General features: G+C 67.7%; 20 protein-coding genes and 3 pseudogenes. 15 read left to right on the forward strand and 8 right to left on the reverse strand.

Annotated features, from left to right (window positions below):
• The first annotated feature begins 127 nt into the window (after nt 1-127).
• From JAP66_RS18000 to JAP66_RS18020, 5 genes are read left to right on the forward strand one after another with little or no spacing between them, the layout of a single operon-like run.
• Nucleotides 128-1228 (forward strand): ABC transporter ATP-binding protein, encoded by a 1101-nt coding sequence (locus tag JAP66_RS18000; RefSeq protein WP_307849608.1) that lies wholly within the window; start codon nt 128-130, stop codon nt 1226-1228.
• A 37-nt stretch (nt 1229-1265) separates the two neighbouring features.
• Nucleotides 1266-2642: an ABC transporter substrate-binding protein gene (locus JAP66_RS18005; protein WP_199432912.1), complete on the forward strand. Its 1377-nt coding sequence runs from the start codon at nt 1266-1268 to the stop codon at nt 2640-2642.
• Complete coding sequence (locus JAP66_RS18010; RefSeq protein WP_199432913.1) at nt 2639-3496, forward strand: metallophosphoesterase; 858 nt, start codon at nt 2639-2641, stop codon at nt 3494-3496. Before JAP66_RS18005 ends, JAP66_RS18010 begins: the two co-directional genes overlap by 4 nt.
• Nucleotides 3490-4455, forward strand: coding sequence for a carbohydrate ABC transporter permease (locus tag JAP66_RS18015; protein WP_199432914.1), 966 nt, complete (start codon nt 3490-3492; stop codon nt 4453-4455). The genes JAP66_RS18010 and JAP66_RS18015 overlap by 7 nt, the downstream gene beginning before the upstream one ends.
• Nucleotides 4445-5275 carry a carbohydrate ABC transporter permease gene (locus JAP66_RS18020; RefSeq protein ID WP_199432915.1) on the forward strand — a complete coding sequence of 277 codons (831 nt, stop codon included), beginning with the start codon at nt 4445-4447 and terminating at the stop codon, nt 5273-5275. The genes JAP66_RS18015 and JAP66_RS18020 overlap by 11 nt, the downstream gene beginning before the upstream one ends.
• Here the strand turns inward: JAP66_RS18020 and JAP66_RS18025 are convergent.
• Both JAP66_RS18025 and JAP66_RS18030 read right to left on the reverse strand, forming a co-directional pair.
• Nucleotides 5268-6161, reverse strand: a complete 894-nt coding sequence (locus JAP66_RS18025) for a LysR family transcriptional regulator (protein ID WP_199432916.1) — start codon at nt 6159-6161, stop codon at nt 5268-5270. The two genes, JAP66_RS18020 and JAP66_RS18025, sit on opposite strands and share 8 nt — an antisense overlap.
• 425 nt (nt 6162-6586) lie before the next feature.
• Nucleotides 6587-7504, reverse strand: a complete 918-nt coding sequence (locus JAP66_RS18030) for an ADP-ribosylglycohydrolase family protein (RefSeq protein WP_199432917.1) — start codon at nt 7502-7504, stop codon at nt 6587-6589.
• Nucleotides 7505-7714: 210 nt separating this feature from the next.
• On the opposite strand from JAP66_RS18030, the gene JAP66_RS18035 reads away from it, so the two are divergent.
• From JAP66_RS18035 to htpG, 3 genes and pseudogenes are all read left to right on the forward strand, one after another.
• Nucleotides 7715-8119: a MerR family transcriptional regulator gene (locus JAP66_RS18035; RefSeq protein WP_199432961.1), complete on the forward strand. Its 405-nt coding sequence runs from the start codon at nt 7715-7717 to the stop codon at nt 8117-8119.
• A gap of 246 nt (nt 8120-8365) precedes the next feature.
• Nucleotides 8366-9817, forward strand: a pseudogene (locus JAP66_RS33560) (HelD family protein); the annotation flags it as partial.
• 975 nt (nt 9818-10792) lie between these two features.
• Nucleotides 10793-12712 (forward strand): molecular chaperone HtpG, encoded by a 1920-nt coding sequence (htpG, locus tag JAP66_RS18045; RefSeq protein WP_199432963.1) that lies wholly within the window; start codon nt 10793-10795, stop codon nt 12710-12712.
• Between the two features lie 224 nt (nt 12713-12936).
• Here the strand turns inward: htpG and JAP66_RS18050 are convergent, their stop codons facing one another.
• Together JAP66_RS18050 and JAP66_RS18055 are read right to left on the reverse strand one after the other, a co-directional pair.
• A complete protein-coding gene (locus JAP66_RS18050) occupies nt 12937-13311 on the reverse strand; it encodes a hypothetical protein (RefSeq protein WP_199432918.1) in 375 nt (124 codons plus the stop codon).
• A gap of 241 nt (nt 13312-13552) precedes the next feature.
• Nucleotides 13553-13990, reverse strand: a complete 438-nt coding sequence (locus JAP66_RS18055) for a MarR family winged helix-turn-helix transcriptional regulator (protein WP_199432919.1) — start codon at nt 13988-13990, stop codon at nt 13553-13555.
• A 73-nt stretch (nt 13991-14063) separates the two neighbouring features.
• Between JAP66_RS18055 and JAP66_RS18060 the strand changes: the two genes are divergently transcribed.
• The 7 genes from JAP66_RS18060 (at nt 14064) to JAP66_RS18090 (ending at nt 21853) form a co-directional block, all read left to right on the forward strand.
• Entirely contained in the window at nt 14064-15221 is a 1158-nt protein-coding gene (locus tag JAP66_RS18060; protein WP_199432920.1) for a substrate-binding domain-containing protein, read from the forward strand.
• A gap of 112 nt (nt 15222-15333) precedes the next feature.
• On the forward strand, nt 15334-16407 hold the full coding sequence (locus tag JAP66_RS18065) for an acetamidase/formamidase family protein (RefSeq protein WP_199432921.1): 1074 nt from the start codon (nt 15334-15336) through the stop codon (nt 16405-16407).
• Complete coding sequence (locus tag JAP66_RS18070; RefSeq protein ID WP_199432922.1) at nt 16407-18014, forward strand: ABC transporter substrate-binding protein; 1608 nt, start codon at nt 16407-16409, stop codon at nt 18012-18014. The genes JAP66_RS18065 and JAP66_RS18070 overlap by 1 nt, the downstream gene beginning before the upstream one ends.
• Before the next feature lie 8 nt (nt 18015-18022).
• On the forward strand, nt 18023-18979 hold the full coding sequence (locus JAP66_RS18075; RefSeq protein WP_199432923.1) for an ABC transporter permease: 957 nt from the start codon (nt 18023-18025) through the stop codon (nt 18977-18979).
• Entirely contained in the window at nt 18976-19848 is an 873-nt protein-coding gene (locus JAP66_RS18080) for an ABC transporter permease (protein ID WP_199432924.1), read from the forward strand. Before JAP66_RS18075 ends, JAP66_RS18080 begins: the two co-directional genes overlap by 4 nt.
• Complete coding sequence (locus tag JAP66_RS18085) at nt 19845-20831, forward strand: ABC transporter ATP-binding protein (RefSeq protein ID WP_199432925.1); 987 nt, start codon at nt 19845-19847, stop codon at nt 20829-20831. The genes JAP66_RS18080 and JAP66_RS18085 overlap by 4 nt, the downstream gene beginning before the upstream one ends.
• Nucleotides 20828-21853 carry an ABC transporter ATP-binding protein gene (locus tag JAP66_RS18090; RefSeq protein ID WP_199432926.1) on the forward strand — a complete coding sequence of 342 codons (1026 nt, stop codon included), beginning with the start codon at nt 20828-20830 and terminating at the stop codon, nt 21851-21853. Before JAP66_RS18085 ends, JAP66_RS18090 begins: the two co-directional genes overlap by 4 nt.
• A 137-nt stretch (nt 21854-21990) precedes the next feature.
• Here JAP66_RS18090 and JAP66_RS33490 read toward each other — a convergent pair.
• From JAP66_RS33490 to JAP66_RS32195, 4 genes and pseudogenes are all read right to left on the reverse strand, one after another.
• Nucleotides 21991-22125 (reverse strand): annotated as a pseudogene (locus JAP66_RS33490) (IS256 family transposase); the annotation flags it as partial.
• 13 nt (nt 22126-22138) lie between these two features.
• Nucleotides 22139-22393 (reverse strand): annotated as a pseudogene (locus JAP66_RS18095) (transposase); the annotation flags it as partial.
• Nucleotides 22394-22515: 122 nt separating this feature from the next.
• Entirely contained in the window at nt 22516-23472 is a 957-nt protein-coding gene (locus JAP66_RS33215) for an ATP-binding protein (RefSeq protein ID WP_372448984.1), read from the reverse strand.
• Nucleotides 23465-23641: a hypothetical protein gene (locus JAP66_RS32195; RefSeq protein WP_372448985.1), complete on the reverse strand. Its 177-nt coding sequence runs from the start codon at nt 23639-23641 to the stop codon at nt 23465-23467. Before JAP66_RS32195 ends, JAP66_RS33215 begins: the two co-directional genes overlap by 8 nt.
• Nucleotides 23642-23916: the final 275 nt, after the last annotated feature.

A 23916-nucleotide genomic window follows, 5' to 3' on the forward strand; every position in this document is an offset into this window, starting at 1 on the left:
TCGCAGGCCCGTCGACTGTCCACGTGGCACAGTACTCCCGCAGGTCAAGGCTGGTGGTCCGGCGAGCGCACGTTCGATGACATCGGCCGTTCACCGCACGGCCACACACGGCTGCTGCGCTGTCGCGGTGAGCCGGATTCAACTGGAGGGTCTGACGCGCCGCTTCGGCGCGGTGACCGCCGTCGACGACGTGTGGCTGGACGTGGCCGACCGAGAGTTCCTCGTGCTGCTCGGCCCGAGTGGCTGCGGCAAGTCCACGCTGCTGCGCATGATCGCCGGGCTGCTGCCGCCCTCGCAGGGCAGGGTGCTGCTCGGAGGCACCGACATCACCCACGTCCCGCCCCAGCGGCGCGACCTGGCGATGGTGTTCCAGAGTTACGCGCTCTACCCGCACCTGTCGGTGGCCCGCAACATCGGGTTCCCGCTGCGCGCCCGCAAATGGTCGCGGACCGACATCAAGGCGAAGGTGGCGGCCGTCGCCGCAACCCTGGAGCTGACCGAGCTGCTGGACCGCAGACCGAAGGAGCTCTCCGGCGGGCAGCGGCAGCGGGTGGCACTCGGCAGGGCACTCGTGCGCGATCCCGGCGCGTTCCTGATGGACGAGCCACTGTCCAACCTGGATGCCAAGCTGCGTGCCACCACGCGGTCGGAGATCTCCGAACTCCACTCCAGGCTCGGTGCGACCGTCGTCTACGTCACCCACGACCAGGTCGAGGCCATGACGATGGCGACGCGGATCGCGCTGCTCGACGGAGGACGGCTCGAACAGCTCGGCACGCCCTCGGAGGTCTACGACGAGCCCGCTTCGGTGTTCGTCGCGCGCTTCCTCGGTTCCCCGGCGATGAACATCGTCGAGGCCACCGTGCGCTCCGCCTGCGGGACGCTCGCCGCACACGGCCCCGAACTCGAAGTGCCACTCGGCATCGACGCCGACGTGCCCGAGCGGCCGGTGCTGCTCGGCGTGCGGCCCGAACACCTCACCCTCACCACCGCCGACCGCGGTGACCTGCACGCGGTGGTCACGGCGGTGGAGAACCTCGGCAGCGAGGAGGTCGCCCACTGCCTGGCCGGGCAGAGCCGCGTGTCCGTGCGCGGCCCCCGGCCGCTCGGCGTCGCCGTGGGCGACCGCGTCCATCTCGCCGCCCAACCGCGGTACCTGCACCTTTTCGCCCCCGGCAGCGGCCGGAGGCTGGCTTGGCGCCCCGCCTCGGTCACGGCCCCGGCCTGACGAAGCACCGACGTACCACCAGAAAGGAAGAATCCCGATGAGAAGGTCCCTGTTCGCGGCAGGCGCCGCGGCGATGCTCGCCCTGGTCACCGCGGCCTGCGGGCTCGGCAGCAGCGACGCGGGCTCCGAGGGCAACACCGGCCCCGTGCCCGAACTCGGTGCCGACCAGCGCGTGTCGATCGTGTTCGAGAGCTACAACTTCGGCCAGGCCGGTGCGTGGACCGACACGTTCAACGAGCTGATCGCCGCGTTCGAGAAGGAACATCCCAACATCTCGGTGACCGCGCAGAAGCCGCAGGGCAACAGTGCCAACCCGGCCACCGACACGATCTCCAGCCTGCAGAGCCAGCTCACCGCGGGCAGCCCGCCCGACGTCGTGCAGCTCGGCTTCTCCGACCTGGACTTCACGGTGAACCAGCTCGGCGCGAAGGCCCTGGACGACCTGGTCGGCGAGAACGCCGTGCAGGCCAACTTCGACGGTGAGGAATACCCCTACGCCGAGGCCGCGCGCAAGCTCGGTGACTGGGACGGCAAGACGTACGGCGTGCCGTTCGTGTTCTCCACCCCGATGCTCTACTACAACAAGCAGCTGTTCAGCCAGGCCGGGCTCGACCCGGAGCAGGCGCCCGCCAAGTGGTCCGAGGTCCGCGACTCGGCCAAGGCCGTCGCGGGCAGGACCGGCAAGGACGGCGTCTACGTGGACTGCCTGACCAAGGCGGCCAAGGACTGGTGCTTCCAGTCGATCGTGCGCTCCAACGGTGGCCGGGTGATCTCGCAGGACCGCTCGAAGCTCACCTTCGCCGAGCAGCCCGTCGTCGAGGTTGTGAGCACCATGCAGGACATGGTCAAGGGCGGCGCCATGCCGAACCTCACCCAGATGCAGGCCGTCGAGGCGTTCGCCAGGGGTGATCTCGGCATGATCGTGGAGTCCAGCGCCATCCAGGGCACCTTCCTCAAAGGCGCCGGGGACGAGTGGGAGCTGGGCGCGGGTGCCATGCCGAGCTTCGAGGGCACGCAGGCCGTGCCCACCAACTCCGGAGCCGCGCTGTTCGTCTTTTCGGCGGACCAGGCCAAGCAGCGCGCCGGGTGGGAACTGATCAAGTTTCTCACCAGCGAGCGGGCCTACACCACGATCGCATCCAAGATCGGCTACCTGCCGCTGCGCACCGGGCTGGTCGAGGACCCGGACGGGCTGAAGAGCTGGGCCGAGCAGAACCCCTACCTGGAGCCCAACCTGGAGCAGCTGGGGCGGCTCGAGCCATGGGTGTCGATGCCGGGCACCAGCTATCTGCAGATCCGCGACGGCATGATGGAGGCGGTCGAGAACGTGGTGTTCCAGGGCGCCGATGCCGAGGCGACACTGCGTGCCGAGCAGGGCGAGCTGTCGAAGCTGTTGCCGGGAGGCGGCCGGTGAACGACGGCACCCGGCCGGATCTCTCGCTTGTCCAGCTCACCGACACGCACCTGCTGCCGCCCGGGACGTTGATGCACGACATCGTCGACACCACGGCCAATCTCGTTGCCGCGGTGGAGATGATCGAGGCCTCGGCGGGGCCGGTCGACGGGTTGCTGCTTACCGGTGACCTCACCGACAACGGCGCCCCGGCCGCCTACCGGAGGCTGCGGGAGATCGTGGAGCCCGCCGCGGAACGGCTCGGCGCCGAGGTCGTCTACGCGATGGGCAACCACGACGAGCGCGGCGCGTTCCGGGCGGAGCTGCTCGGCGAGCCAAGGTCCGACCGCGACTGCGACCACGTGCGGATGGTCGGCGGGCTGCGGGTGGCGGTGCTGGACAGCAGCGAACCGGGCAGGCACGACGGGCACCTTTCGCCCGCGCAGTTGGAGTGGCTCGCCGACGTGCTGGCGAAGCCGGCGCCGTGGGGAAGCGTGCTCGTGGTGCATCACCCACCTCTGCCGTCGCCGGTGCCGACCGTGCACCTGCTGCGGTTGCGCGGCGCCGAGCGGCTCGCGGAGGTGCTCGACGGCAGTGACGTCCGGCTCGTCGTTTCCGGCCACGCCCACCACGCCGGCTGCGGCGCGCTCGCCGGCGTCCCGGTGTGGGTGGGCCCCGCCATGGCCTACGGCGTGGCGGCGGTGCCGCCGCGAGGGAGGCTCCGCGCGGGGGCCGACGCGGCGTTCAGCCGCATCGACGTCTTCGGCGAGGACATCGTCGCCACGGCGGTGCCGATGTCGCGGGCCGACGAGGTGTACGACGTGGACGAGGCCGACCGCCTGCGGCTCGTGCGGGAGGTCGTCGGCGCATGGTGAGCGGGGCCGGCGGGACATTCGTGGAAGTCGCGCAGCCGAGGCCGCGGGAGGCGGGCGTCGCACCCGCCTCCCGCGTGCGGCTGTGGACGAGGCTGCGCAGGGGCGCACCGCCCTACCTCTACCTCGCGCCCGCGCTGACGCTGCTCGTCGTGTGGACCTACCAGCCGCTGGCGCAGACGTTCGTGCTGTCCTTCCACTCCTGGAACCTGGTGCCGAGCACGCCGATGGTGGAGGTGGGCACGGCGAACTACGAGCGGCTGCTGACCGCGCCGGAGCTGGGGGCGTCGGTCGGGCGCACGGCGGTGGTGATCGCCGGCATGCTGCCGTTCACCGTGCTGATCCCGGTCGTCGTGGCGCTGCTCGCGGGCCGCGTGCGTGGCCGGGCGCAGGCCGTCTACCGGGGGCTGGTGTTCGCGCCGATGCTCGTGGCGCCGGTCGCCGGGGCCGCGGTGTGGCAGTGGCTGCTCGACCCGTCGGCGGGTGCGGTCAACAGGGTGCTCGGCACGGGCGTCAACTGGCTCAACACCACGGGCACGGCGCAGCTGGCGATCATCGTGATCACCGGCTGGCACGTGGTGGGCTTCGCGGTGCTCGTCGTCACGGCCGGTCTGGCCGGGATCAACCCGGACTACGCGGCCGCCGCCCAGGTGGACGGTGCCTCGCGCGGCCAGGTGACCCGGTGGGTCACGCTCCCGCTGCTGTCGCCGACTCTGGCGTTCCTCGCGCTGATGACCGTGTTGTTGTCGGCGCAGTGGACGTTCCCGCTCATCGACACGCTCACTCAGGGCGGACCCGCCGGGTCCACCACCAACCTCTACTACCTGCTGTGGGAGTACGGCTTCCGCAGCCACGATGCGGGACTGGCGGCCGCCGCGGGTGTCTTGTTCTTCGTCGGTTTCATCGTCGTCGCCGCACTGCTGACGCGGCTGGCGGAAAGGCTGAGTCACCATGACGACTGAGCCGGTCGGCGGGCCGAGCAGCGTGCACCGCATCGCCGGGCATCTCGTGCTGGGGCTGCTCAGCCTGCTGTGCGTGTTCCCGATCTACTGGCTGTACGCGACGTCGCTGCGCGTGCCCGGGGACGTCAGCGAGTTGTCTCCGTTGCCGTGGCCGTTGTCCACGGACAACTACGCCGACGCGCTGGAGAAGAACGACGTCGCCGCGATGCTGCTCAACACCGGGATCGTCGCCGTGCTCAGCGCGTTCGGGCAGCTGCTGGTCGGCCTGCTCGCGGCCTACGCCTTCGCGGCGTGGCGATTCCCGTTGCAGCGGTTGATCTACCTGCTGTTCGTCGGCACCTGGCTGGTGCCGTTCCAGGCGACAATGCTGCCGAACTACGTGCTGCTGGCCCGCCTGGGCCTGCTGGAGACGCTGGCCGGTGTCATCGTGCCGAACCTGTGCTCGGCGCTGGGCGTGCTGTTGCTGCGGGAGCATCTGAAGAGCTTTCCCAAGGAGCTGCTCGACGCGGCCAGGATGGACGGCCGGTCGTCGTGGACGGCACTGTGGACGGTCGTGGTTCCCGCGCTGCGCCCGGCGCTGGCCGCGCTGGGCATCCTCCTGGCGATCACGGCGTGGAACGAGTACTTCTGGCCTGCCATGGTGCTGCAGCGCAGCAACGCCGTGGTGCAGCTGGGCCTGCGCAGCTTCATGGGCACCGAGGGCAACGACTGGGGCCCGTTGATGGCCACGGCAGGGCTGGCCTGCCTTCCGGTGTTCGCGCTGTACCTGGTGCTGCAGCGGCACATCGTGAACGCGTTCGTGCGGTCGGGTCTCAAGTGACGGGGGCGTCCTCACCGGGCAGGCACGGCAGGAACGCCTCGACCAGCGGGCCGGGCTCGGCCCGCCATACGGCGTACAGGTCGAGCAGCGGCACCGGGTCGTAGAGCGCCACCGCCGCCGTGCGGGGGCCACGCGCGGCCACCTTGCCCCTCGGCGCCGACGCGAACCCGACGACCGGCTTGATGGCGGCCAGGATGGCGGTCGCACCCGGATCGTCGACCTCCTCGGCCACCGTGAGCCGGATCCCACTGGCCTGCGCGGCCGACAGGATCGTGTCGTACATGGCCGACGACTGAGCCCGGTGGAAGAGCACGCAAGGCTCGCCCGCCAGCTCGCCGAAGGGCACGCGCTCGCGGCGCGCCCACGGATGCCGCGTGCCCACGATCGCCACCAGCGGCACCCGCAGCAGCCGCTTGCTGCGCATCGTCGGCGCGTTCGGCCTGCCGTACACCATCGCGATGTCCAGCTTGCCCTCGCCGAGCGCGGCGAGCTGCGGGCCGGTGCGCTGCTCCACCATGTCCACATCGACGGCCGGATGGCTCGCCGCGAATGTCGTGAGCGCGGCCGGCAGCGCGCGTTGGCCCGCCGGGAAGTTGTAGCCGATCCGGAGGGTACCCGCGCGTCCCGCGGCGGCCGCGCGGGCGGCCTGGCCCGCGCGCTCGACTCGGGACACGATGTCGCGGGCGAGGTCGACCATGGCCTCGCCCGCCGGGGTCAGCTTGACTTCGTGCGAGTTGCGGGACACCAGTTCGACGTCGACCGAGCGCTCCAGCCGGCGGAGGTGGTGGCTCAGCGACGGCTGTGCCAGGTGCAGGCGCGCGGCGGCCCTGCCGAAGTGCAGTTCATCGGCGATGGCGAGGAAGGAAACCAGGTGGCGTAACTCCACACGCCGACTGTAGCTGCGTCGCGAGAGCATCCGGTGAACACGGGACGTCGATTGCTCGACCTTGCGGAGGCCGCCGATTCCGCCTTCCCCTCGGCTCCGCCAGGCGGCACCACTCGGGGTGTTGTTCCGGGAGCACCAGCGTGAGCTGATCCGGGCCACGGGCTTTTCATCGGCGTCACCGGATCCTGTCGTGTTCTCTGCGGACATCGTCTGTGCGTGGATTCGCTGAGACGGCCCCGAGCCGCGCGAGATGCCAGACGAGGTGTCGAGCAGATGTACGCGTTCATCACCCGCGGCCTCGGCGCGGCACGGCGGGCACGTTCCTGACGCCACTGACCTTCGCACGCCAGGATCGGGGCTCGTCCGGCGCTCGTGAGTGCGTACACGAGTTAGAACTCGTGTACGCACTCACGAGTCGGGGCGGGTCAGGCGAGGCGGCCGGCGAGTTCGGTCAGGGCCTGCCTGGCCTCCAGTCGGCGCACGCACTGCTGAGGGAGGCTGCCCGCGCCGTTGCGGGCGCCGGCGAGTGCGCCTGCCATGGCGGCGATGGTGTCGGCGTCACCGCCACCGCGCAGGGCGTACCGGATCGCGGCGGCGGGGTCGTCCGGGTTGTGGAGGAAGGCGAGCAGGGCCAGCGGTACCGAGCCGAGGGCGGAGACATCGTTGCCGAGGACACGTGCGGCGTGGTCCGGGTCGGCGCCGCGGTGGGCGAGTTCGGCGATGCGGTCGAACTTCTCGTGCCAGGGCCGCGACCGCACCACCCTGGCGAGGTTCTGCAGGAATGGGGTGACCTCGAGTGGTCGAGCGGGGTCGCCGGTCAACGCGAGGTAGGCGGCGACCGCATGGCAGGCGGCGCCGTCCTTGCCGTGCTGGTGTGCGTGGGTGACGACCGCGCTGCGCCGGGCGAGTTCGGCGGTGTCGTGCGGGCTTGCGCCGACCAGCGCGATCGGCGCGACGCGCATGGCGGCGCCGTTGCCGAAGGAGCCCTCGCCGTCGAAGAACGTGCGCGTGGCCTGCTGCCACGGCACGCCGGTGTTGAGCAACTGGAACACCTGGGTCACGGTGGCGCCGTAGCCGCGCCACGGTTCGGCGCTCCACGCCTGCGCGAACTCGTGCGCGAGAACATCTTCCTCGAGGCCGGTCGTGTCCCGGCGCTGCGCGAGGTGCCGGGCCAGCACCAGTGTCAGCGCGGTGTCGTCGGTGTGCACCAGCCGCCGGGTCGACCGCTCGTCGGCGAGGATGTCGGCTTCCGCCACCTGTGGTGCGCCCTCGAGTGGTGCGCCGAGTGCGTCACCGAGGGCCACGCCCAGCAGCAGGCCCTCGGCTCTGTCGTCGCGAGTCATCGGTGTCGCCGAACGCCGTTTCCACGGACATCACCATACCCTGACGTCGCGGTAGAGTGCGGCACGCCGGGTGTCTGCCACGCCTGACGGCTCTACCTTCACGTGAGGGTAGGGTCGTCGTGACGGTCGGCACGTCCGCCGGACGGCGGTGGGACCGGTCCCGTTGGCGGGATCGGTGTCGAGAAGGTGAGGGTGCAGGTGAGCGAGCACATGCAGATCGGCGAGGTTGCCGAACGCACGGGCCTGTCACTGCGAACGATCCGCTACTACGAGGAGGCCGGGCTGGTCACGCCGAGCGCGCGCAGCCAGGGCGGCTTCCGGCTCTACACCGAGCCCGATGTGGCGCGGCTGCGGCTCGCGAAGCGGATGAAGCCGCTGGGCTTCCAGCTCGACGAGATGCGCGAACTGCTGGCGTTGCTGTACCCGGCAACCGCCGGTGCGGCCAAGTCGCGCAAGCCAAGCAAGGAGCAGCGCGAACGGCTGCGCGGTTTCACCGACACCGCCGAGCGGCGCTGTGCCGAGTTGAGCGCGAAGCTCGAGGAGGCGGAGGGGTTCGCCGAGATGCTGCGGGAACGGCTCGCACAGCAGGCGCCGCGCTCCACCCGGGTCGGCTGAACCGCGTACTCGACGCGGCGATCCAGCAGCCACGCCAGGCCGGTTGTGTTCGCGGCGTTGCGGGGGCCGCCGGATCTACCTGTCGGTGAGGCGCATCCCGCGGAGTGGTGCCCGGTCGCCGACACCTATTCCACACGACGAACGGAGGACCGTGATGTCTCTGCGGGTGCACCGGCCGGCGCCGCATCCGTGCCAGCTACTCTACCCTAACGTTACAGTAGTTTCTGCGGTATGTGGCGGGGATGGATGCTCGAACGGGAGGTGGCATTGACGGACGCGCAGGCAGGAGATGAGGAGCAGGAGCGCCGGCGTCTGGCCGAGGTGGTGTATCTGCTGGCGACGGAGCTGGAGTGCCTCATCGGGGAGATCGACAAGTCCGCCGCGACCATCGAAGAGCAGAAGGCGCACCTGTGGACGAACCTGCGTGACATGGACTTTGCCGAGAAGGCCAACTATCGCGGTGCGGTGGACATGTCGACCCGGCTGGCTGAGCACGCGGTGATGTACCGGAGGCGCGTCGAACGGTTGCTGGAGTCTCCCTACTTCGGTCGCGTCGACTTTCACCCGACGGGCGACACGGGGGCCAGGGCCCACTACATCGGTGTGCACAATTTCTCGGACCCGGAGACCCAGGAGATCGTGAGCCATGACTGGCGGGCCCCGGTGTCCAGTCTCTACTACGACTTCGAGTCGGGGGAGGCGTTCTTCGAGACGCCGGGGGGTTTTGCCCATGGTGAGATCACGGGCAAGCGCCAGTACAAGATCCGGGGTGGGCGCCTGGAGTACATGTTCGACAGCGCGCTGAACATCGGTGACGAGGTCTTGCGGCGGGAGCTGAGCCAGTCCGCCGATGACAGGATGAAGAACATCGTCGCGACCATCCAGCGAGAACAGAATGCTGTGATTCGCAACGAGATGGCGCAGGTACTGATCCTGCAGGGTGTGGTCGGCTCAGGGAAGACGTCGATCGCTCTGCATCGGGTGGCATTCCTGCTCTACCGCTTCAAGGACACCCTCTCCTCCGACAACGTCATGATCCTCTCGCCCAACAAGGTCTTCGGCGACTACATCGCCGACGTGCTTCCCGAGCTGGGTGAGGAGCAGGTCGCGGAGATCGACTTCGACACGATCGCCGGCAGGTTCCTCGCGAAGGTCACCGACTACGAGAGGTTCAGCGAACAGGTGGTCAAGCTGCTCGACCAGGTCGACGAGGCGGCGGCCGAGCGTACGCGCTACAAGGCGACGCCCGAGTTCGTCACCTGTCTCGACGATTGGATCACCTCCCGCGCGCACGAGGAGTTCACCCCTGGGGAGATCGAGCGGAAGCACAAACGACTCTCGGCTGAATGGGTTGCGGACATCTTCCACGAGGCACCGACCGTTCCGGTCCTCACGCGGCTCGACCGCGTCGCCAATGCCGCTGCGCACAAGCTCAAGCACGATGTTCTGGACCGGGGCGGCAAGTGGGCGGCCGCCGACACCGCCAGCGTCCGCAGGCAGGTCCGCGCGATGTTCCCCGACAAGGACGCGCTCGCGATGTACAAGGCGTTCTACGCCGACCCTGCCCGCCGTGGTTTGTTCAGGCCGCGCGGCCGGAAGGAGATCGAGTACGCCGACGTGTTCCCGCTGATCTACACCATGATCAGAACTTCGCGACAGGAGAGCTACGGCCACATCCGCCACCTCCTGGTCGACGAGATGCAGGACTACACGCCCATCCAGTACGCGGCGCTACGCAGGCTCTTCTCCTGCCAGATGACAATTCTGGGGAGATTCCAACCAGTCGGTCAACCCGTTCAGCTCGTCGTCACTGTCGACAATCCACGGCATGTTCCCGGAGGCCGACTGTCTGGAGCTGTGCAAGAGCTACCGTTCCACGGCCGAGATCACGGATTTCGCCCAGAACATTTCCAGGAACGACAAGCTCGTCCCGCTCGCGCGCCATGGGCTGTCACCTCAGATCATCGCCTGCGCAGACCGGCGGGCCAGGAGGCACAGATCCTGACCCTCATCGAGCAGCACACGCACAGCGATCACCGCTCCCTCGGCATCATCTGCAAGACCGCCGCTCAGGCGGAAAAACTCCATCGCGCCTTGTCAGAGGCCGGTGTCGAGCTGACCTTCCTCGACTACGACAGCACAGCATTCGCAAGGCGGCATCGTCGTCACCTCAGCGCACATCTCGAAGGGACTGGAGTTCGACACCGTGATCGTCCCGCACGTGGACGAGCAGAACTACGCCAACGAGATGGACAGGTGCATGCTCTACATCGCGTGCACCAGGGCCATGCACGAGCTCCACCTCACTCACGACGGGCCTCTCTCACACTTCCTGGAGTTCGCCAAGGTGCCCAGGAGCCGTCTCGACGCCGACGACGCCGAGACGGCGGAGATCCGCGATCGCGTCGCGGAGGCACGAGTGGGCTGACCGGGCGCGCTCGGACAGCGAGCTTCCTGCCCCGCTGCGACATCGGAGCACACGGGAAGCCGACACCGCGACCATCACACCTGCGGGACGTGACGGTCCGGGGGAGGCCCGGTGTCGCGCGCCCGGACCACCGAGGAGTCGACACCACCACGAACCAGATCAACGCCGACCCGGCTCCTATAATGGCCACGCCTTGGTCGCCACGCGGTTGTCTGAACGGAGTCGTGTTTCGGGTGGGAGCTGAAGTGAGTTCGCAGGCAGAGACAGTCGAGTTCCAGGCTGAAGCGCGTCAGCTGCTGCAGCTGATGGTGCATTCGATCTACTCGAACAAGGATACGTTCCTGCGGGAGCTCATCTCCAATGCCTCGGATGCGCTGGACAAACTGCGTCTCGCGTCGTTTCGGGACAAGGACCTCGGGGTCGACATCTCGGATCCGCACATCCGGCTCGAGCCGGACGTGGAGCGGCGCACACTGACCGTGCGGGACAATGGCATCGGCATGTCCCGCGAGGAGGTCGTCGACCTCATCGGCACCATCGCCAAGTCGGGTACCGCGGAGCTGTTGCGGGAGCTGAAACAGACCCAGGCGGGGGCGGCGGCGCAGGAGCTGATCGGCCAGTTCGGGCTCGGCTTCTACTCCAGCTTCATGGTCGCCGACAAGGTGACGCTGGTGACCCGCAGGGCGGGTGAGGAGACCGCCACGCGCTGGGAGTCCACCGGCGAGGGCACCTACACCATCGAGACGATCGATAAGGCGCCGCAGGGCACCGCGGTGACACTGCACCTGAAGGCGGCCGACGACGAGGACTCGCTGCACGACTACACGAGGACGGGCACCCTCAGGGAGATCGTCAAGCGGTACTCCGACTTCATCTCCTGGCCGGTCAGGATGGACGTGCAGCGCACCGTCACCGAGGGCGAGACCACGCGGACGGTCACCGAGACCGAGACCCTGAACTCGATGAAGGCGCTGTGGGCGCGGCCGAAGGCCGAGGTCGGCGAGGACGAGTACCGCGAGTTCTACAAGCACATCAGCCACGATTGGGCCGACCCGCTGGAAACCATCCACATGCGAGCGGAAGGTACCTTCGAGTATCAGGCGCTACTCTTCATTCCCTCGCATGCACCGATGGATCTGTTCATGCGGGACGCGAAGCGCGGCGTTCAGCTCTACGTCAAGCGCGTGTTCATCATGGAGGACTGCGAAGACCTGATGCCCGAGTACCTGCGCTTCGTCAAGGGAGTGGTGGACGCGCAGGACCTCTCGCTGAACGTCTCCAGGGAGATCCTGCAGAAGGACCGGCACATCCAGATGATGCGCAAGCGTCTGGTGAAGCGGGTGTTGTCCACGGTGAAGGAGATGCGCGACGCCGAGGACGACCGCTACCGGACCTTCTGGGGGCAGTTCGGTCAGGCGGTGAAGGAAGGCCTGGTCAGCGACCCGGACAACCAGGAAGCGATCCTGGAGATCGCCTCCTTCGACTCGACGGCCGATGCCGAGCGGCAGACGACCCTGCGCCAGTACATCGAGCGAATGAAGGACGACCAGGAGAACATCTACTACCTCACCGGGCCGTCCCGATCGAAGGTCGAGAACTCGCCGCACATGGAGGCCTTCCGGGACAAGGGTATCGAGGTGCTTCTGCTGACCGACCCGGTCGACGAGATGTGGGTCGACGCGGTCGGCGAGTTCGACGGCAAGAGGTTCCAGTCGATCGCCAAGGGGCAGGTGGATCTCTCCGAGGAGGACGACGCGCAGGAGGGCACCGAGCGCGCCCAGCAGCGCGAGGACTTCGCCGACCTGCTGTCCTGGATGGGGACGACGCTGCAGGACGACGTGAAGGAGGTGCGCCTCTCGTCGCGGTTGACCAGCTCACCGGCCTGCATCGTCGGCGACGCCCAGGACATGACCCCGACGCTGGAGAAGATGTACCGCGCGATGGGGCAGGAGGTGCCCCGGGTCAAGCGCATCCTGGAGCTCAATCCGGATCACCCGCTGGTCGGCGAGATGCGCAGGGCCTACCAGGAACACGGCGCGGACGAGGGGCTGACCGAATCGGCCGAGCTCGTGTACGGCATGGCGTTGCTCGCCGAGGGCGGTGAGGTCCGCGAGCCGGCCCGGCTGGTCTCGTTGATGGCCAACCGGCTCGCGCGAGCCTTGTAGCGGCTACGGCCGGTACGCATCTCGCTCGCCCTGCGGAGTAGGACGCACTGTTTCTGCAGGTCGCCGGTCGTGAGTGCGTAACAGTGTTCTAACTCGGCTGCACACTCACGAGAGGTGACCAGGCGCGGCAGTGAAAACGGAGCCGCAAGGGAATAGCCTGCCAGAAGAAGGCGAGCAAGCAGACAATGAAACCCAGGCGGATGACCTGGGATGATGGTGCGCCATCAGGGACTCGAACCCCGAACCCGCTGATTAGGTTGAGGCTTGCTGTAGTCCATCGCGGGCTGGCGTTCCCGCAGATAGTCCACCAGCAGGTCGCGGATAGGGCGGCAGGCGATCTGGTAGCGATCGACCAGCTCGTCGCAGGTGAGCTGTCCTGGTGAGCGGAACATCCGGATGCTGGGTGGCGCGTCGTCGGGAAAGACCCTCGTCGTGTGCAGCAGCCGGTAGAAGCAGACCATGCCGGAGCCGGTGAATTGCTGGCCCGCGGCTTGGGTATCGAGCAGTTCGACGCAGTCGCCGACGGTGACATCGCGGACCAGGCCGCCCTTGGCGGCCACCATCACCCCGATCCCCGACGCCATACTGCCGTTAGCCACGGAGATACCCGAGTCGCAGCGCACATCTTGCGCAGCAGAGCGAACCCTTCGGGGTCGCGGGCTCGTTGCAGTACGGGCATCAGGCTGCGGGCCATTCGCGTCCGCCCGCAGGGCTCCATCCATGAGCAACTGGGGCCCTCTCGGCCACCCGGACCTTAAAGCTCATGGACCAATGTCCTGGCGAACATACGCGCGGCCGGGTTCATTCAGGAAGGAACGTCTCAGGCGTCACCGATGGCGGCTACTCCATCCGCGACTCGACGGTCAGCGGGTCGAGGCACCGCAAGGCGTCGACCAGGGCTGCTTGCTGGGTTCCGAGATCAGCCTCGAGTCGCTGCTGTTGCGCTACGACGTGCGACGTCAGGGTGCGCAGGAGTCGGCGGCCGTCGTGGGAGATGTCAACGATCACGCGCCGACGATCCAACTCGTCGGGACGCCGGTAGAGAAGGCCACGCTCGATGAGCCGGTCACAAGCCTTGGTCAGGGTGGGGCCGTGCAGGAATGTGGCGCCGGCAAGCTCTCCCATCGGCCGCCCCTGCCCGTCTCCGAGCACGTCGAGGATGCGCCACTGGTCGACACTGACGTCGTAGGGGGCCAGGAGGTCGGTCAGCTCCGTTTGAAGGTCGCGAGCAACCCGCGACAGCAGGGAAACCAGGGGTTCATTACGCGTCGCGATCATACCCTCATCTCCTCGACGTCGACCTGGTCCACCCGTACTATCGTAGACCGCTCGCACCTGGATAGGGGCTTCGATGGCAGCTCAGGAGACGCTCGGTCATCGTGGTCTTGGCGCCTTCCTCCCCTCCGTGACGGGTGAAGAGTTGCTTTCCCGCGCTGCCGGCGGGCCGTCGGGCAGTGTGCGCGCGGCCCTCGTGACACCGAGTAGCGGCCCATTGGGCCTGATGGGGCCAGCCAGCCTCAACTGCGCGCTGCTCGCCTGCTCCGAGGTGAACGCCAGGGGCGGGATCCTGGGTCGTCCTCTCGACCTCGTTCGAGTCGACGGCGGGCGCGCGCCGCGCGAGGTGGCGCGCGAGGTTGACTGGCTGGTGCGTGCCGGGGAGGTCGACGCGGTCGTAGGTATGCACACCAGCGCGGCACGTGTCGCGATCGCCGACGCCGTGGCCGGTCTGGTGCCCTATGTCTACACGCCGCCCTACGAGGGCGGGGAGCAGCGCCTCGGCCTGCTCTGCACCGGGGAGACACTTGGCCGGCAGCTGGGCCCTGCCTTGGCCTGGTTGGTCGAACACCGGCGGGCGCGGCGATGGTTCCTCCTCGGTAGCGACTACCGCTGGCCCAGGGCCGTGCACGCGCTCGCGGGGCGCATGCTTCACCAGCTGGGCTCGACCGTGGTCGGGGAGGAGTTGCTGCCGCTGGGCGCGTCCGACTTCGACCGCCCACTGACGCGGCTCGTCTCCCGACGAGCTGATGCCTTGCTGCTCAACCTGATCGGCGACGACCTCGTGCGGTTCCACCGCGCGGCGTGCGGCGCGGGCCTCGCTCGGAGGGTCCTGCGACTCAGTGCCTGTCTCGAGGAAAACACCCTGCTCGGGCTGGGTGGTGACGACAGCGGAGAGCTGTGGACCACCATGGGGTTCTTCCCCACACTGGCCACCGACGCCAGTCTCGCGTTCGACGCGCGCTATGCCGCCGCTTTCGGCCCCCATGCCCCGGTAACCAGCGCGCACGCTGAGTCCTGCTACGAGGGCGTGGGTGTCCTCGCAGCCGTCGCGGCGCGGGCGGGCTCGCTGCATCCAGCGGCATTCGACGCCGCTGCCGAAGGAGCCTGCGCCGATGGCGCGCGCGGTCGCGTGTACATCGCTAACCGGCACGTGCCTCAGACCGCGTACCTCGCCCACGCCGACGGGCTGGACTTCCGCGTCGTCGCAGGATTCGGCGCTCCCGCGGCGTGACATCTTGACAAGGCCCTGGTATTTTCCGCAGGATAATTTTCCTCAGAAACTACTTACTCTGGACGGATTGCAGTAAGGACGCGGTAGAAGCCAGCGGCAACCAGGAGGCGCCATGAGCGAGGCGGTCCGTGATCGCAGCGGCGACCTGCCGGTGGTCCGTTATCAGCCAACCCCGGACCAGTTCTCGTGGACCTTCGGTGGTTGTCCCCCTGTGGCGCGACTGCGCCCAGGCGATGTGGTCGAGCTGTGGACCGAAGACTGCTACGGAGGCAACGTCCGCGCGGCCACAGACCTGGTGTCACGGGTGTGCGAGTTCCCCTTCCTCAACCCGCAGACCGGTCCCTTCTATGTCGAGGGCGCGCAGCCAGGTGACACCCTGGCCCTGCACTTCGTGAGTATCGAGCCCTCCCGCGACTACGCCGCGTCGACCACTGTGCCGCTGTTCGGCGCGCTCACCTCGACCCACGAAACAGCCACGCTGCAGGATCCGCTCCCCGAGGTCGTGTGGATGTACGAGCTCGATCGAGCCCGACGAACCGCGACGTACCGGCCCCGCAGCGGGGGCCGCGAGGTCGTCATGCCGCTCGACCCGATGCACGGCACGGTCGGTGTCGCCCCGGCCGGGATGGAGGCTCGCTCGGCGATCGTCCCGGGCTCCCACGGCGGCAACATGGACACACCTGAGGTCCGTGCGGGCGTGACCGTCTATTTCGGAGTGAACGTCGAGGGAGCGCTGTTCGCGCTCGGCGACGGCCACGGGCGCCAGGGCGAGGGCGAGTCGTGCGGCACCGCGCTGGAGTCTGCAATGGACACGGTCGTCGTGGTCGACCTGATCGCCGGGACGCCCACCCCATGGCCGCGCATCGAGTCCGACACCCACATCATGACGGTCGGGTCGGCCAAACCCCTGGAGGACGCGTTCCGCGTCGCACACGTCGACCTCGTCGCGCAGGTCGGCAGCCGATGCGGGCTCGACCGGCTCGATGCCTACCAGCTGGTCTCCCAGCTCGCCCTGACACCGATCGCCAACGTGTGCAATCCGACGTACTCGGTGGTGGCGAAGATCGCCAAGGAATACCTTCCGAGCGACCACGACCCCTATCGGGGCACCCACGTCCGCTTCCGAGAGCAGGCGGCCGCCTACCGAGCGGAGCACACCCCCTTCAGCACGACGGGAGGCTCGTGATGACCAAGCACAGGCTTTCGCTAGCGACGCTCGCGGTCGCCGCACTGCTTGGCGCTGCCTGCAGCCCCGTGGGGCAGGACGGGGGTGGGGGAACCGAGGACCCCAGAACGGGGCAGGCCAGGAAGGGCGGCGACCTGGTCGTGGCTCTTTCGGAGGAACCTGACCGGCTCGACCCCTCGCTCGCCAGAACTTTCGTCGGCCGCATCGTCTTCTCCAGCATCTGCGAGAAGCTCTACGACGTGGACGAGAACCTGGAGGTCGTCCCCCAGCTGGCCGCCGACCTGCCCGACGTGTCCGACGACGGGCTGACCGTTCGGATCCCGGTGCGGGAGGGAATCACCTTCAACGACGGTACGAACTTCGATGCCGAGGCCGTGAAGAGGTCCCTGGACCGGCACCGCGAGATCTCGGGGTCGGCCCGCGCCAGCGAGATCGCCCCCATCGAGGAGGTCAGGGTCGTCGACGACACGACGGTCGAGATCGGGCTGTCCGAACCCTTCGCCCCCCTGACTGCCGCCCTCGCGGACCGTGCCGGCATGATCATGTCGCCGGCCCAGCTCGACAAGCTGGGGGAGAACTTCGCGGACGAGCCGGTGTGTGTCGGCCCGTTCTCCTTCGCCGAGCGCAAGGCGCAGGACCGGATCGTGGTGACGAAATCCGAGCACTACTACGACGCCGGCAAGGTGAACCTCGACCGGGTCGTCTACCGCACCATCGCCGAGCCGAACGTGCGGCTGTCCAACCTGCGCTCCGGCGACATACACGTGGCCGAGGACGTCGCCCCCACGGACGTCGCCACCATCCAGAACGACGCCAACTTCCAGGTGGTCGAGACGACCTCGATCGGATACCAGGGCATCACGGTCAACATCGGTAACGGCGACGGGGTCGGCCCTCCATTCACCAAGCCAGGCACGCCGCTGGCCTCTGAAGAGAAGTTGCGAGAGGCCTTCGAGTTGTCGCTGGACCGCGACGCGCTCAACAAGATCGTTTTCGACGGTAGGCACACCCCGGGCTGCACCCCCCTGTCGCCGGCCAGTCCATGGGCCGTTGAGGGCTTCGAGTGCACCCCGCATGACGTCGAAGCGGCGAAGCGACTGGTCCGGGAGTCCGGGATCCCCACCCCGATTCCGGTGGAGCTCATCACCGCGAACAACGCGGAGGAGGTGCGTGTGGGTGAGGTCATCCAGTCCATGGCGAAGGAAGCGGGCTTCGCGGTCACGGTCCGCCCGACGGAGTTCGCCGCGGCGCTCGACGAGGCCGAGGCCGGCAACTTCGACACGTTCCGGATCGGCTGGTCGGGGCGGATCGACGCAGACCAGAACGTTCACCAGTTCCAGCACAGTTCGGGATCGTTGAACTGGGCCGGGACCAACGACGCGGACATCGATCGGCTGCTCGATGAAGCGCGGGCCGCCCAGAGCACGGAGGAGCGGAAGGAGCTCTACCGCCAGGCGGTCGAGCGCGCGAGCGAGGTGCGGGGAATCATCTACCTCTACCACGAGAATCTGTTCCTAGGAGCTGCTCAGGAGATCGTGGGACTGGAATACTTCGGGGACGGCCTTATCCGCGTCACGAATGCGGGCTTCGCAGCCGAGCAGGGATAGGTCCCCAGATGGGAAGGTATCTACTCCGGCGCGCTGGCGCGTCGCTGGTGGTCCTGTTCCTGGCCGCCGTCGTGGTGTTCGCCGGGGTACGCGCCCTTCCCGGCGATCCGGCGCTGGCGCTCGCCGGCGAGGAGCGGGACCCGGAGTCGCTGGCGGCCATCCGGGCCAAGTACGGCCTCGACGAGCCCATATTGGTGCAGTTCTGGAACTGGCTCACACTAGCCCTGCAGGGGGACTTCGGTGAGTCGATTCGTACCGGCATCGACGTCACCGACATCCTGCTCAGCAAGCTGCCGATCACGATCGAACTCTCGGTACTCAGTGTTCTGGTCGCGGTCGTTCTTGGCATTCCCGCAGGCGTGCTGGCCGCGGTCAAGAAGGACACCTGGATCGACCACACGAGCAGCGGCATCGCGCTGTTCGGCCTGTCGATTCCGAACTTCTGGCTCGGCCTGATGCTGATCCTCGGCCTCGCCATCTACTTTCCGATCTTCCCCGCCTCCGGCTACGTCTCCCCGCTGGAGGACCCGATAGGGAACCTGATGCGGATGGTCCTGCCGGCGTTCGTGCTCGGTACCGCGTTCACGGCCGTCGTCATGCGGCAGATGCGTTCGGCCATGGTGGAGTCCCTGACCGCGGACTACATCCGGACGGCGCGTTCCAAGGGGCTCGGCGAGTTCACCGTTGTCGCCTCCCACGCGATGCGCAACAGTCTCATTACCGTCACCACCGTCGTTGGGCTGCAACTCGGGGCGCTGATCTCGGGAGCGGTGGTGACCGAGCAGATCTTCGTCATCCCCGGGTTTGGAAAGCTGATCGTCGACGCCGTGTTCCAGCGGGACTTTCCGGTGATCCAGGGAGCGATCATCGTCACAACGGCCGGGTACATTCTGGTCAACTTCGTCGTCGACATCGTCTACTCGCTGCTGAACCCGAGGATCAGGATCACGGGGGCGGCGACATGAGCGCGCCGATCGAGGTCGTCGGCTGGCGAACGCGGCGGAGGGTCAGGCTGCGCCAGCGGTTCCTCAGGCGCCCTCCCGCTGTAGCTGGCCTGGCATTCGCGATCACCGCGATCCTGATCGCGCTGCTGGCGCCGCTGGTGGCGCCCTACAGCCCCGACGCGCAGAACTTCGGGGCAGCCCTGGCGCAGCCCGGAGGGCCTCACCTGCTGGGAACCGACGAGCTGGGGCGGGACGTCCTGTCCCGGGTGATCTGGGGTGCCCGCGCATCGATCCAGGCCGGGGTCGTCGCGACCTTGCTCGCGATGGCGGTCGCGGTTCCGCTGGGCCTCATCGCCGGCTACTTCCGGGGCGGCTGGGATCCGGTGATCATGCGCTTCACCGACCTGCTCCTCTCGTTCCCCTTTCTCGTGCTGGCCGTGGGACTCGCCGCGATCCTGGGACCGTCTCTGACCAATGCGACGCTCGCGCTCGGCATCGCCGCCGTCCCTGCCTTCGTCCGCGTCACCCGGGGCGAGGTGCTCGGCCTGCGAGAGGAGGACTACGTGGTCGCGGCCGTCGCCGATGGGGCGACCGACCGCGTCGTCATCACGCGCCACATCCTGCCCAACACCGTCAGCCCATTGCTGGTCCAGGCAACGGTCACCATACCGACGGCGATCATTGGCGAGTCCCTGCTGTCCTTCCTCGGGCTCGGTGTGCAACCGCCGACCCCCTCCTGGGGCGTGATGCTCTCGTCGGCCCAGTCCTTCATCACGCAGGCCCCCTGGCTCGCGCTGTTCCCGGGGATCGCGATCTTCCTCACCACGCTGTCCTTCAACCTGCTCGGCGACGGACTGCGTGACGTGCTCGACCCGAAGGCTCTGACATGACACTGTTGCACGTCTCGGGGCTGTCGGTGCGCTTCCGTACCGAGGACAATCCCGTCCAGGCCCTGTCCGACGTCTCGTTCGCGCTGGAGGAGCGCGAAATCCTGGCGATCGTCGGCGAGTCGGGGTGCGGCAAGTCGGTGACTGCGATGTCCATCCTCGGGCTCCTTCCCTCCACCGCCGCGATCTCGGGACGGATCGCGCTCGAGGGCAGGGATCTGTTGACGCTGCCTCGCAAGGAGCTGCGGAGCATCCGGGGGAAGGAGCTGTCGATGATCTTCCAGGAGCCGATGACGTCCCTCAACCCCGTGTTCACGGTAGGCCGGCAGGTCGGGGAGGTCCTGAGACATCACGAGGGCCTGTCCCGGCGTGCGGCCCGTGACCGCGCGATCGAGCTGCTCGACCTTGTGGGCATCCCGGCCCCACAGCGCCGTGTCGACGAGTACCCGCACCAGCTGTCGGGCGGCATGCGCCAGCGAGTGATGATCGCCATGGCGGTCTCCTGCGATCCGAAGGTCCTGATCGCCGACGAGCCCACCACGGCACTCGATGTCACGATCCAGGCGGGAATCCTCGACCTGATGCGGGACCTGCGCGACAAGCTCGGAACCGCCATCCTGCTGATCACACACGACCTCGGCGTAGTGGCCGACGTCGCCGAGCGGGTGATCGTTATGTACGCCGGGCGTAAGGTTGAAGAGGCCACGGCCGAGGAACTGTTCGAACACCCCCAGCATCCCTACACCATGGGCCTGCTCGCCGCGGTTCCCCGCCTGCGTGAGCAGCCGAACGGTGAGCGGGATCGCCTGGCCGAGATCCCAGGAATGGTGCCCTCGCTCAGCGCACCTCCGAGCCACTGCCCCTTCGCGCCTCGCTGTTCCCGGGCGGACGAACTCACCCTTTCCGAGCTGCCGGAGTTGCGAGACGTACGGCCAGGGCACGCCGTCGCCTGCTTCCATCCCGGCGACGAGAGGACGTACTCGTGACTGCTCCTGTCCTCCAGGTCGACAACCTGAAGAAACACTTCCCTGTGGACAGCGGGCTGAGGTCGAGCAAGGAGATCGTCCACGCGGTCGACGGCGTGTCGTTCTCTATCGCGCCCGGCGAGGTGCTGGGCCTCGTCGGAGAATCCGGCAGCGGCAAGTCGACGGTGGGCAAATGCATCCTCCGGCTCCTGGAACCCACCGCCGGCACCATCACACTGCAGGGAACCGACATCACTCGGTTGCCCCGGCGCCGCGTCAGGCCACTGCGCCGGAAGATGCACATGGTCTTCCAAGATCCCTACTCATCGTTGAACCCCCGGATGCCGATCGGGCGCATCGTGGGGGAACCGCTTAGGATGCACAACCTGGTCGACGGAAGCCAACTGGAACGTCGGGTTTCCGAGCTGCTCGAGATGGTGGCGCTGCGGCCGGAGCTGCGACACCGCTACCCCCACGAGCTGTCCGGAGGGCAACGCCAGCGGGTTGCGATCGCCAGAGCCCTGAGCGTGCAACCGCCGCTGCTGATCGCCGACGAACCAGTGTCGGCCCTCGACGTCTCCGTCCAGGCATCGATCCTGAACCTGCTGAAGGATCTCCAGGCGGAACTCGGCTTCTCCTGCTTGTTCGTCGCACACGATCTGTCAACCGTGGAGTTCCTCTGCGACCGCGTCGCGGTGATGTATCTGGGCAAGATCGTCGAAATGGCGCCACGGAAGGAACTTTTCGTCCATCCCAAGCATCCTTACACCCAAGCATTGCTGTCCGCGGTACCCGTCCCCGACGCGAAGGCACAGAGGCACCGGCAGCGCATAGTCCTAACCGGTGACATCCCCAGCCCCGTCGCTCCACCTACCGGCTGCTCCTTCCACACCAGATGCCCCGTAGTACAAGAACGCAACCGGATCGAAGAACCACAGCTCAGGGAAATCAGCGGCCAGGGGCACCACCTCGTTGCCTGCCACCTTGTCGGTCCAAATGGAGAAGCCCCCGACATCACCCGCGAGACATCACACGCGCAGTAGCAACTGAGGCAGAAGTTACTGTCGTACTAGGGCAGCTCCGCCACGCAGGACACCCATATCGTCACCAGAGCTGGACCGGCGCACGGGTCTTCGATATGGGAGTGTCCGATTAACGGTGGATCCGATCTTGGGATTGGTTAGTTCGCGCTCGGGGTGATGCGGCCTTCGAAGGTGATGGCCAAGGCGTTGAGCGCGGGTTTCCACCGCATGGCCCATCGTGCCTTGCCTCGGCCGGTCGGGCCCAGTGACCTGGTGGTGCGGTGGAGGCACTTGANTCGGGGTGATGCGGCCTTCGAAGGTGATGGCCAAGGCGTTGAGCGCGGGTTTCCACCGCATGGCCCATCGTGCCTTGCCTCGGCCGGTCGGGCCCAGTGACCTGGTGGTGCGGTGGAGGCACTTGAGGGCGGCTTGCTCGGTCGGGAAGTGGCCGCGTGCGCGGATCCCACGCCGGTAGTTGACCGATTCGATCGCGTTCGTGCCGCAAATGACTCGCCGGATCTCGGCGTCGTAGTCCAGGAACGGCACGAACTCGCTCCAGGATGACGATCTTTACCTCGCCATCGTTCTCGCCTGCCTGAGAACCCCTTCGGATGGCCCGACTGTCCCCTTGCAGGACCTGGCCGTCGCGGCACGCGACGTCCAGGGCAGCCTGGCATGGAGTCTCACTCCCGGCGATGGCGGCCCCGCTGACGCGATGCTGTCTTCCTCGCTGAAGCAGAACGTTGAGGACGGCGGCTAGGTCGGCGCTGCTGCCGCTCGAGCTGGTCAGGTTCGCGGTCTTTCCGGTGTGATCCGCTGGCTGTGGCGGCGCTGCGCACGGAGCGCGGTGACGCACTCTTGGGAGCCGCACGTGGCCCGGTCTGATGTCCCGCCCCGCAGCGGGCACCACTGGGCGCCGCAGATGAGGCATGTGCTGTCAACGCCGCCTGAATCCTGCCCCGTCTGTTCCGGGCGAATGTTGGCCCACCCGGTGGTTCATTAGTCGTTGGTCTTGCTGGCCGCTGGGACGCGGCCGAGGTCTCGGTCCTTGAGCCGGTACTGTCTCCCTTCAGTGAGACGACCTCGGCGTGGTGGACGAGGCGGTCGATCATGGCGGTGGCAACGACGTCATCGCCGAAGACCTCGCCCCAGCGGCCGAAGGGCTTGTTGCTGGTGACGATCAGCGAGGCACGTTCGTAGCGACTGGACACGAGTTGGAAGAACAGGTTCGCGGCCTCGGCTTCGAAGGGATGTAGCCGACCTCGTCGACGATGAGCAGTGGGATCCGGCCGAGCTTGACGAGCTCGGTTTGCAGGCGGCCGGCGTGGTGAGGCTCGGCCAGGCGGCGACCCGTGCCCGGCCTGGCAGGCTCGGATCCTGAGCCCGATCGACAGGTGGGTTTTGCCGGTGCCGGGCGCTCCGAGGAAGACCACGTTGTCCTTGCCGGTGATGAAATCGAGGGTGCCGAGGTGGGTGATGGTGTCCCGCTTGAGCGAGCGTTGGTGGTTGAGGTCGAACTCCTCCAGGCTCTTGCGGGCCGGGAAGCGGGCCGAGCGGATGCGGCCTTCCCCGCCGTGGGCTTCGCGAGCCCGCGAGATCGTGGACGGCGCGCGCCGGAGCCGGCGTCCGATCTCACGCATCGAGCACCCCCTGCCCGCGCAGCACGGCGATACGCTCTCGTTCGAGCAGCGACAGATACCGGCCAGACCGGGAGTCCTCCGGTAGCGCCGTCCGCGCCAGGCCACCACGCTGCGACCGCCAGTAGTAGCCGGTCGTCCGGGAGATCCCCAGCCGTCGACACGCCTCCACGGTGCCTACTCCCGAGGCCAACATCTTCCAATACTCATCTTCAGCGCAAACCGCCGCTTACGGCCCGGTCGTCCCATCTTCACCCGATCCTTATTAACAGAGGATGTTGCGACCAATGCTCGAACCCAAGGCCGCGCCCTGCTCAGTATTCGACTGCCGTCGACAAAGGCCGACTCTGAAGTCGCCTGATCAGGTGCCTTTCGCGATCGGAACGAGGCGTGACGCGCACTCCAAGGGTCTGTCAGATGAACGGTGGATCTGATCTTGGTGGTTCT

Origin of the sequence: Qaidamihabitans albus (genome assembly GCF_016464705.1) — a bacterium.
Taxonomy (GTDB): domain Bacteria; phylum Actinomycetota; class Actinomycetes; order Mycobacteriales; family Pseudonocardiaceae; genus Qaidamihabitans; species Qaidamihabitans albus.

Bases quoted from the DNA above. Each gene is read 5' to 3' on its own strand.
- JAP66_RS18005 (WP_199432912.1), top strand. From the start codon at position 1,266: ATGAGAAGGTCCCTGTTCGCGGCAGGCGCCGCGGCGATGCTCGCCCTG.
- JAP66_RS18015 (WP_199432914.1), top strand. From the start codon at position 3,490: ATGGTGAGCGGGGCCGGCGGGACATTCGTGGAAGTCGCGCAGCCGAGG.
- JAP66_RS18020 (WP_199432915.1), top strand. From the start codon at position 4,445: ATGACGACTGAGCCGGTCGGCGGGCCGAGCAGCGTGCACCGCATCGCC.
- JAP66_RS18030 (WP_199432917.1), bottom strand. From the start codon at position 7,504: ATGACTCGCGACGACAGAGCCGAGGGCCTGCTGCTGGGCGTGGCCCTC.
- JAP66_RS18035 (WP_199432961.1), top strand. From the start codon at position 7,715: ATGCAGATCGGCGAGGTTGCCGAACGCACGGGCCTGTCACTGCGAACG.
- JAP66_RS18055 (WP_199432919.1), bottom strand. From the start codon at position 13,990: ATGATCGCGACGCGTAATGAACCCCTGGTTTCCCTGCTGTCGCGGGTT.
- JAP66_RS18060 (WP_199432920.1), top strand. From the start codon at position 14,064: ATGGCAGCTCAGGAGACGCTCGGTCATCGTGGTCTTGGCGCCTTCCTC.
- JAP66_RS18065 (WP_199432921.1), top strand. From the start codon at position 15,334: ATGAGCGAGGCGGTCCGTGATCGCAGCGGCGACCTGCCGGTGGTCCGT.
- JAP66_RS18070 (WP_199432922.1), top strand. From the start codon at position 16,407: ATGACCAAGCACAGGCTTTCGCTAGCGACGCTCGCGGTCGCCGCACTG.
- JAP66_RS18075 (WP_199432923.1), top strand. From the start codon at position 18,023: ATGGGAAGGTATCTACTCCGGCGCGCTGGCGCGTCGCTGGTGGTCCTG.
- JAP66_RS18080 (WP_199432924.1), top strand. From the start codon at position 18,976: ATGAGCGCGCCGATCGAGGTCGTCGGCTGGCGAACGCGGCGGAGGGTC.
- JAP66_RS18085 (WP_199432925.1), top strand. From the start codon at position 19,845: ATGACACTGTTGCACGTCTCGGGGCTGTCGGTGCGCTTCCGTACCGAG.
- JAP66_RS33215 (WP_372448984.1), bottom strand. From the start codon at position 23,472: ATGCGTGAGATCGGACGCCGGCTCCGGCGCGCGCCGTCCACGATCTCG.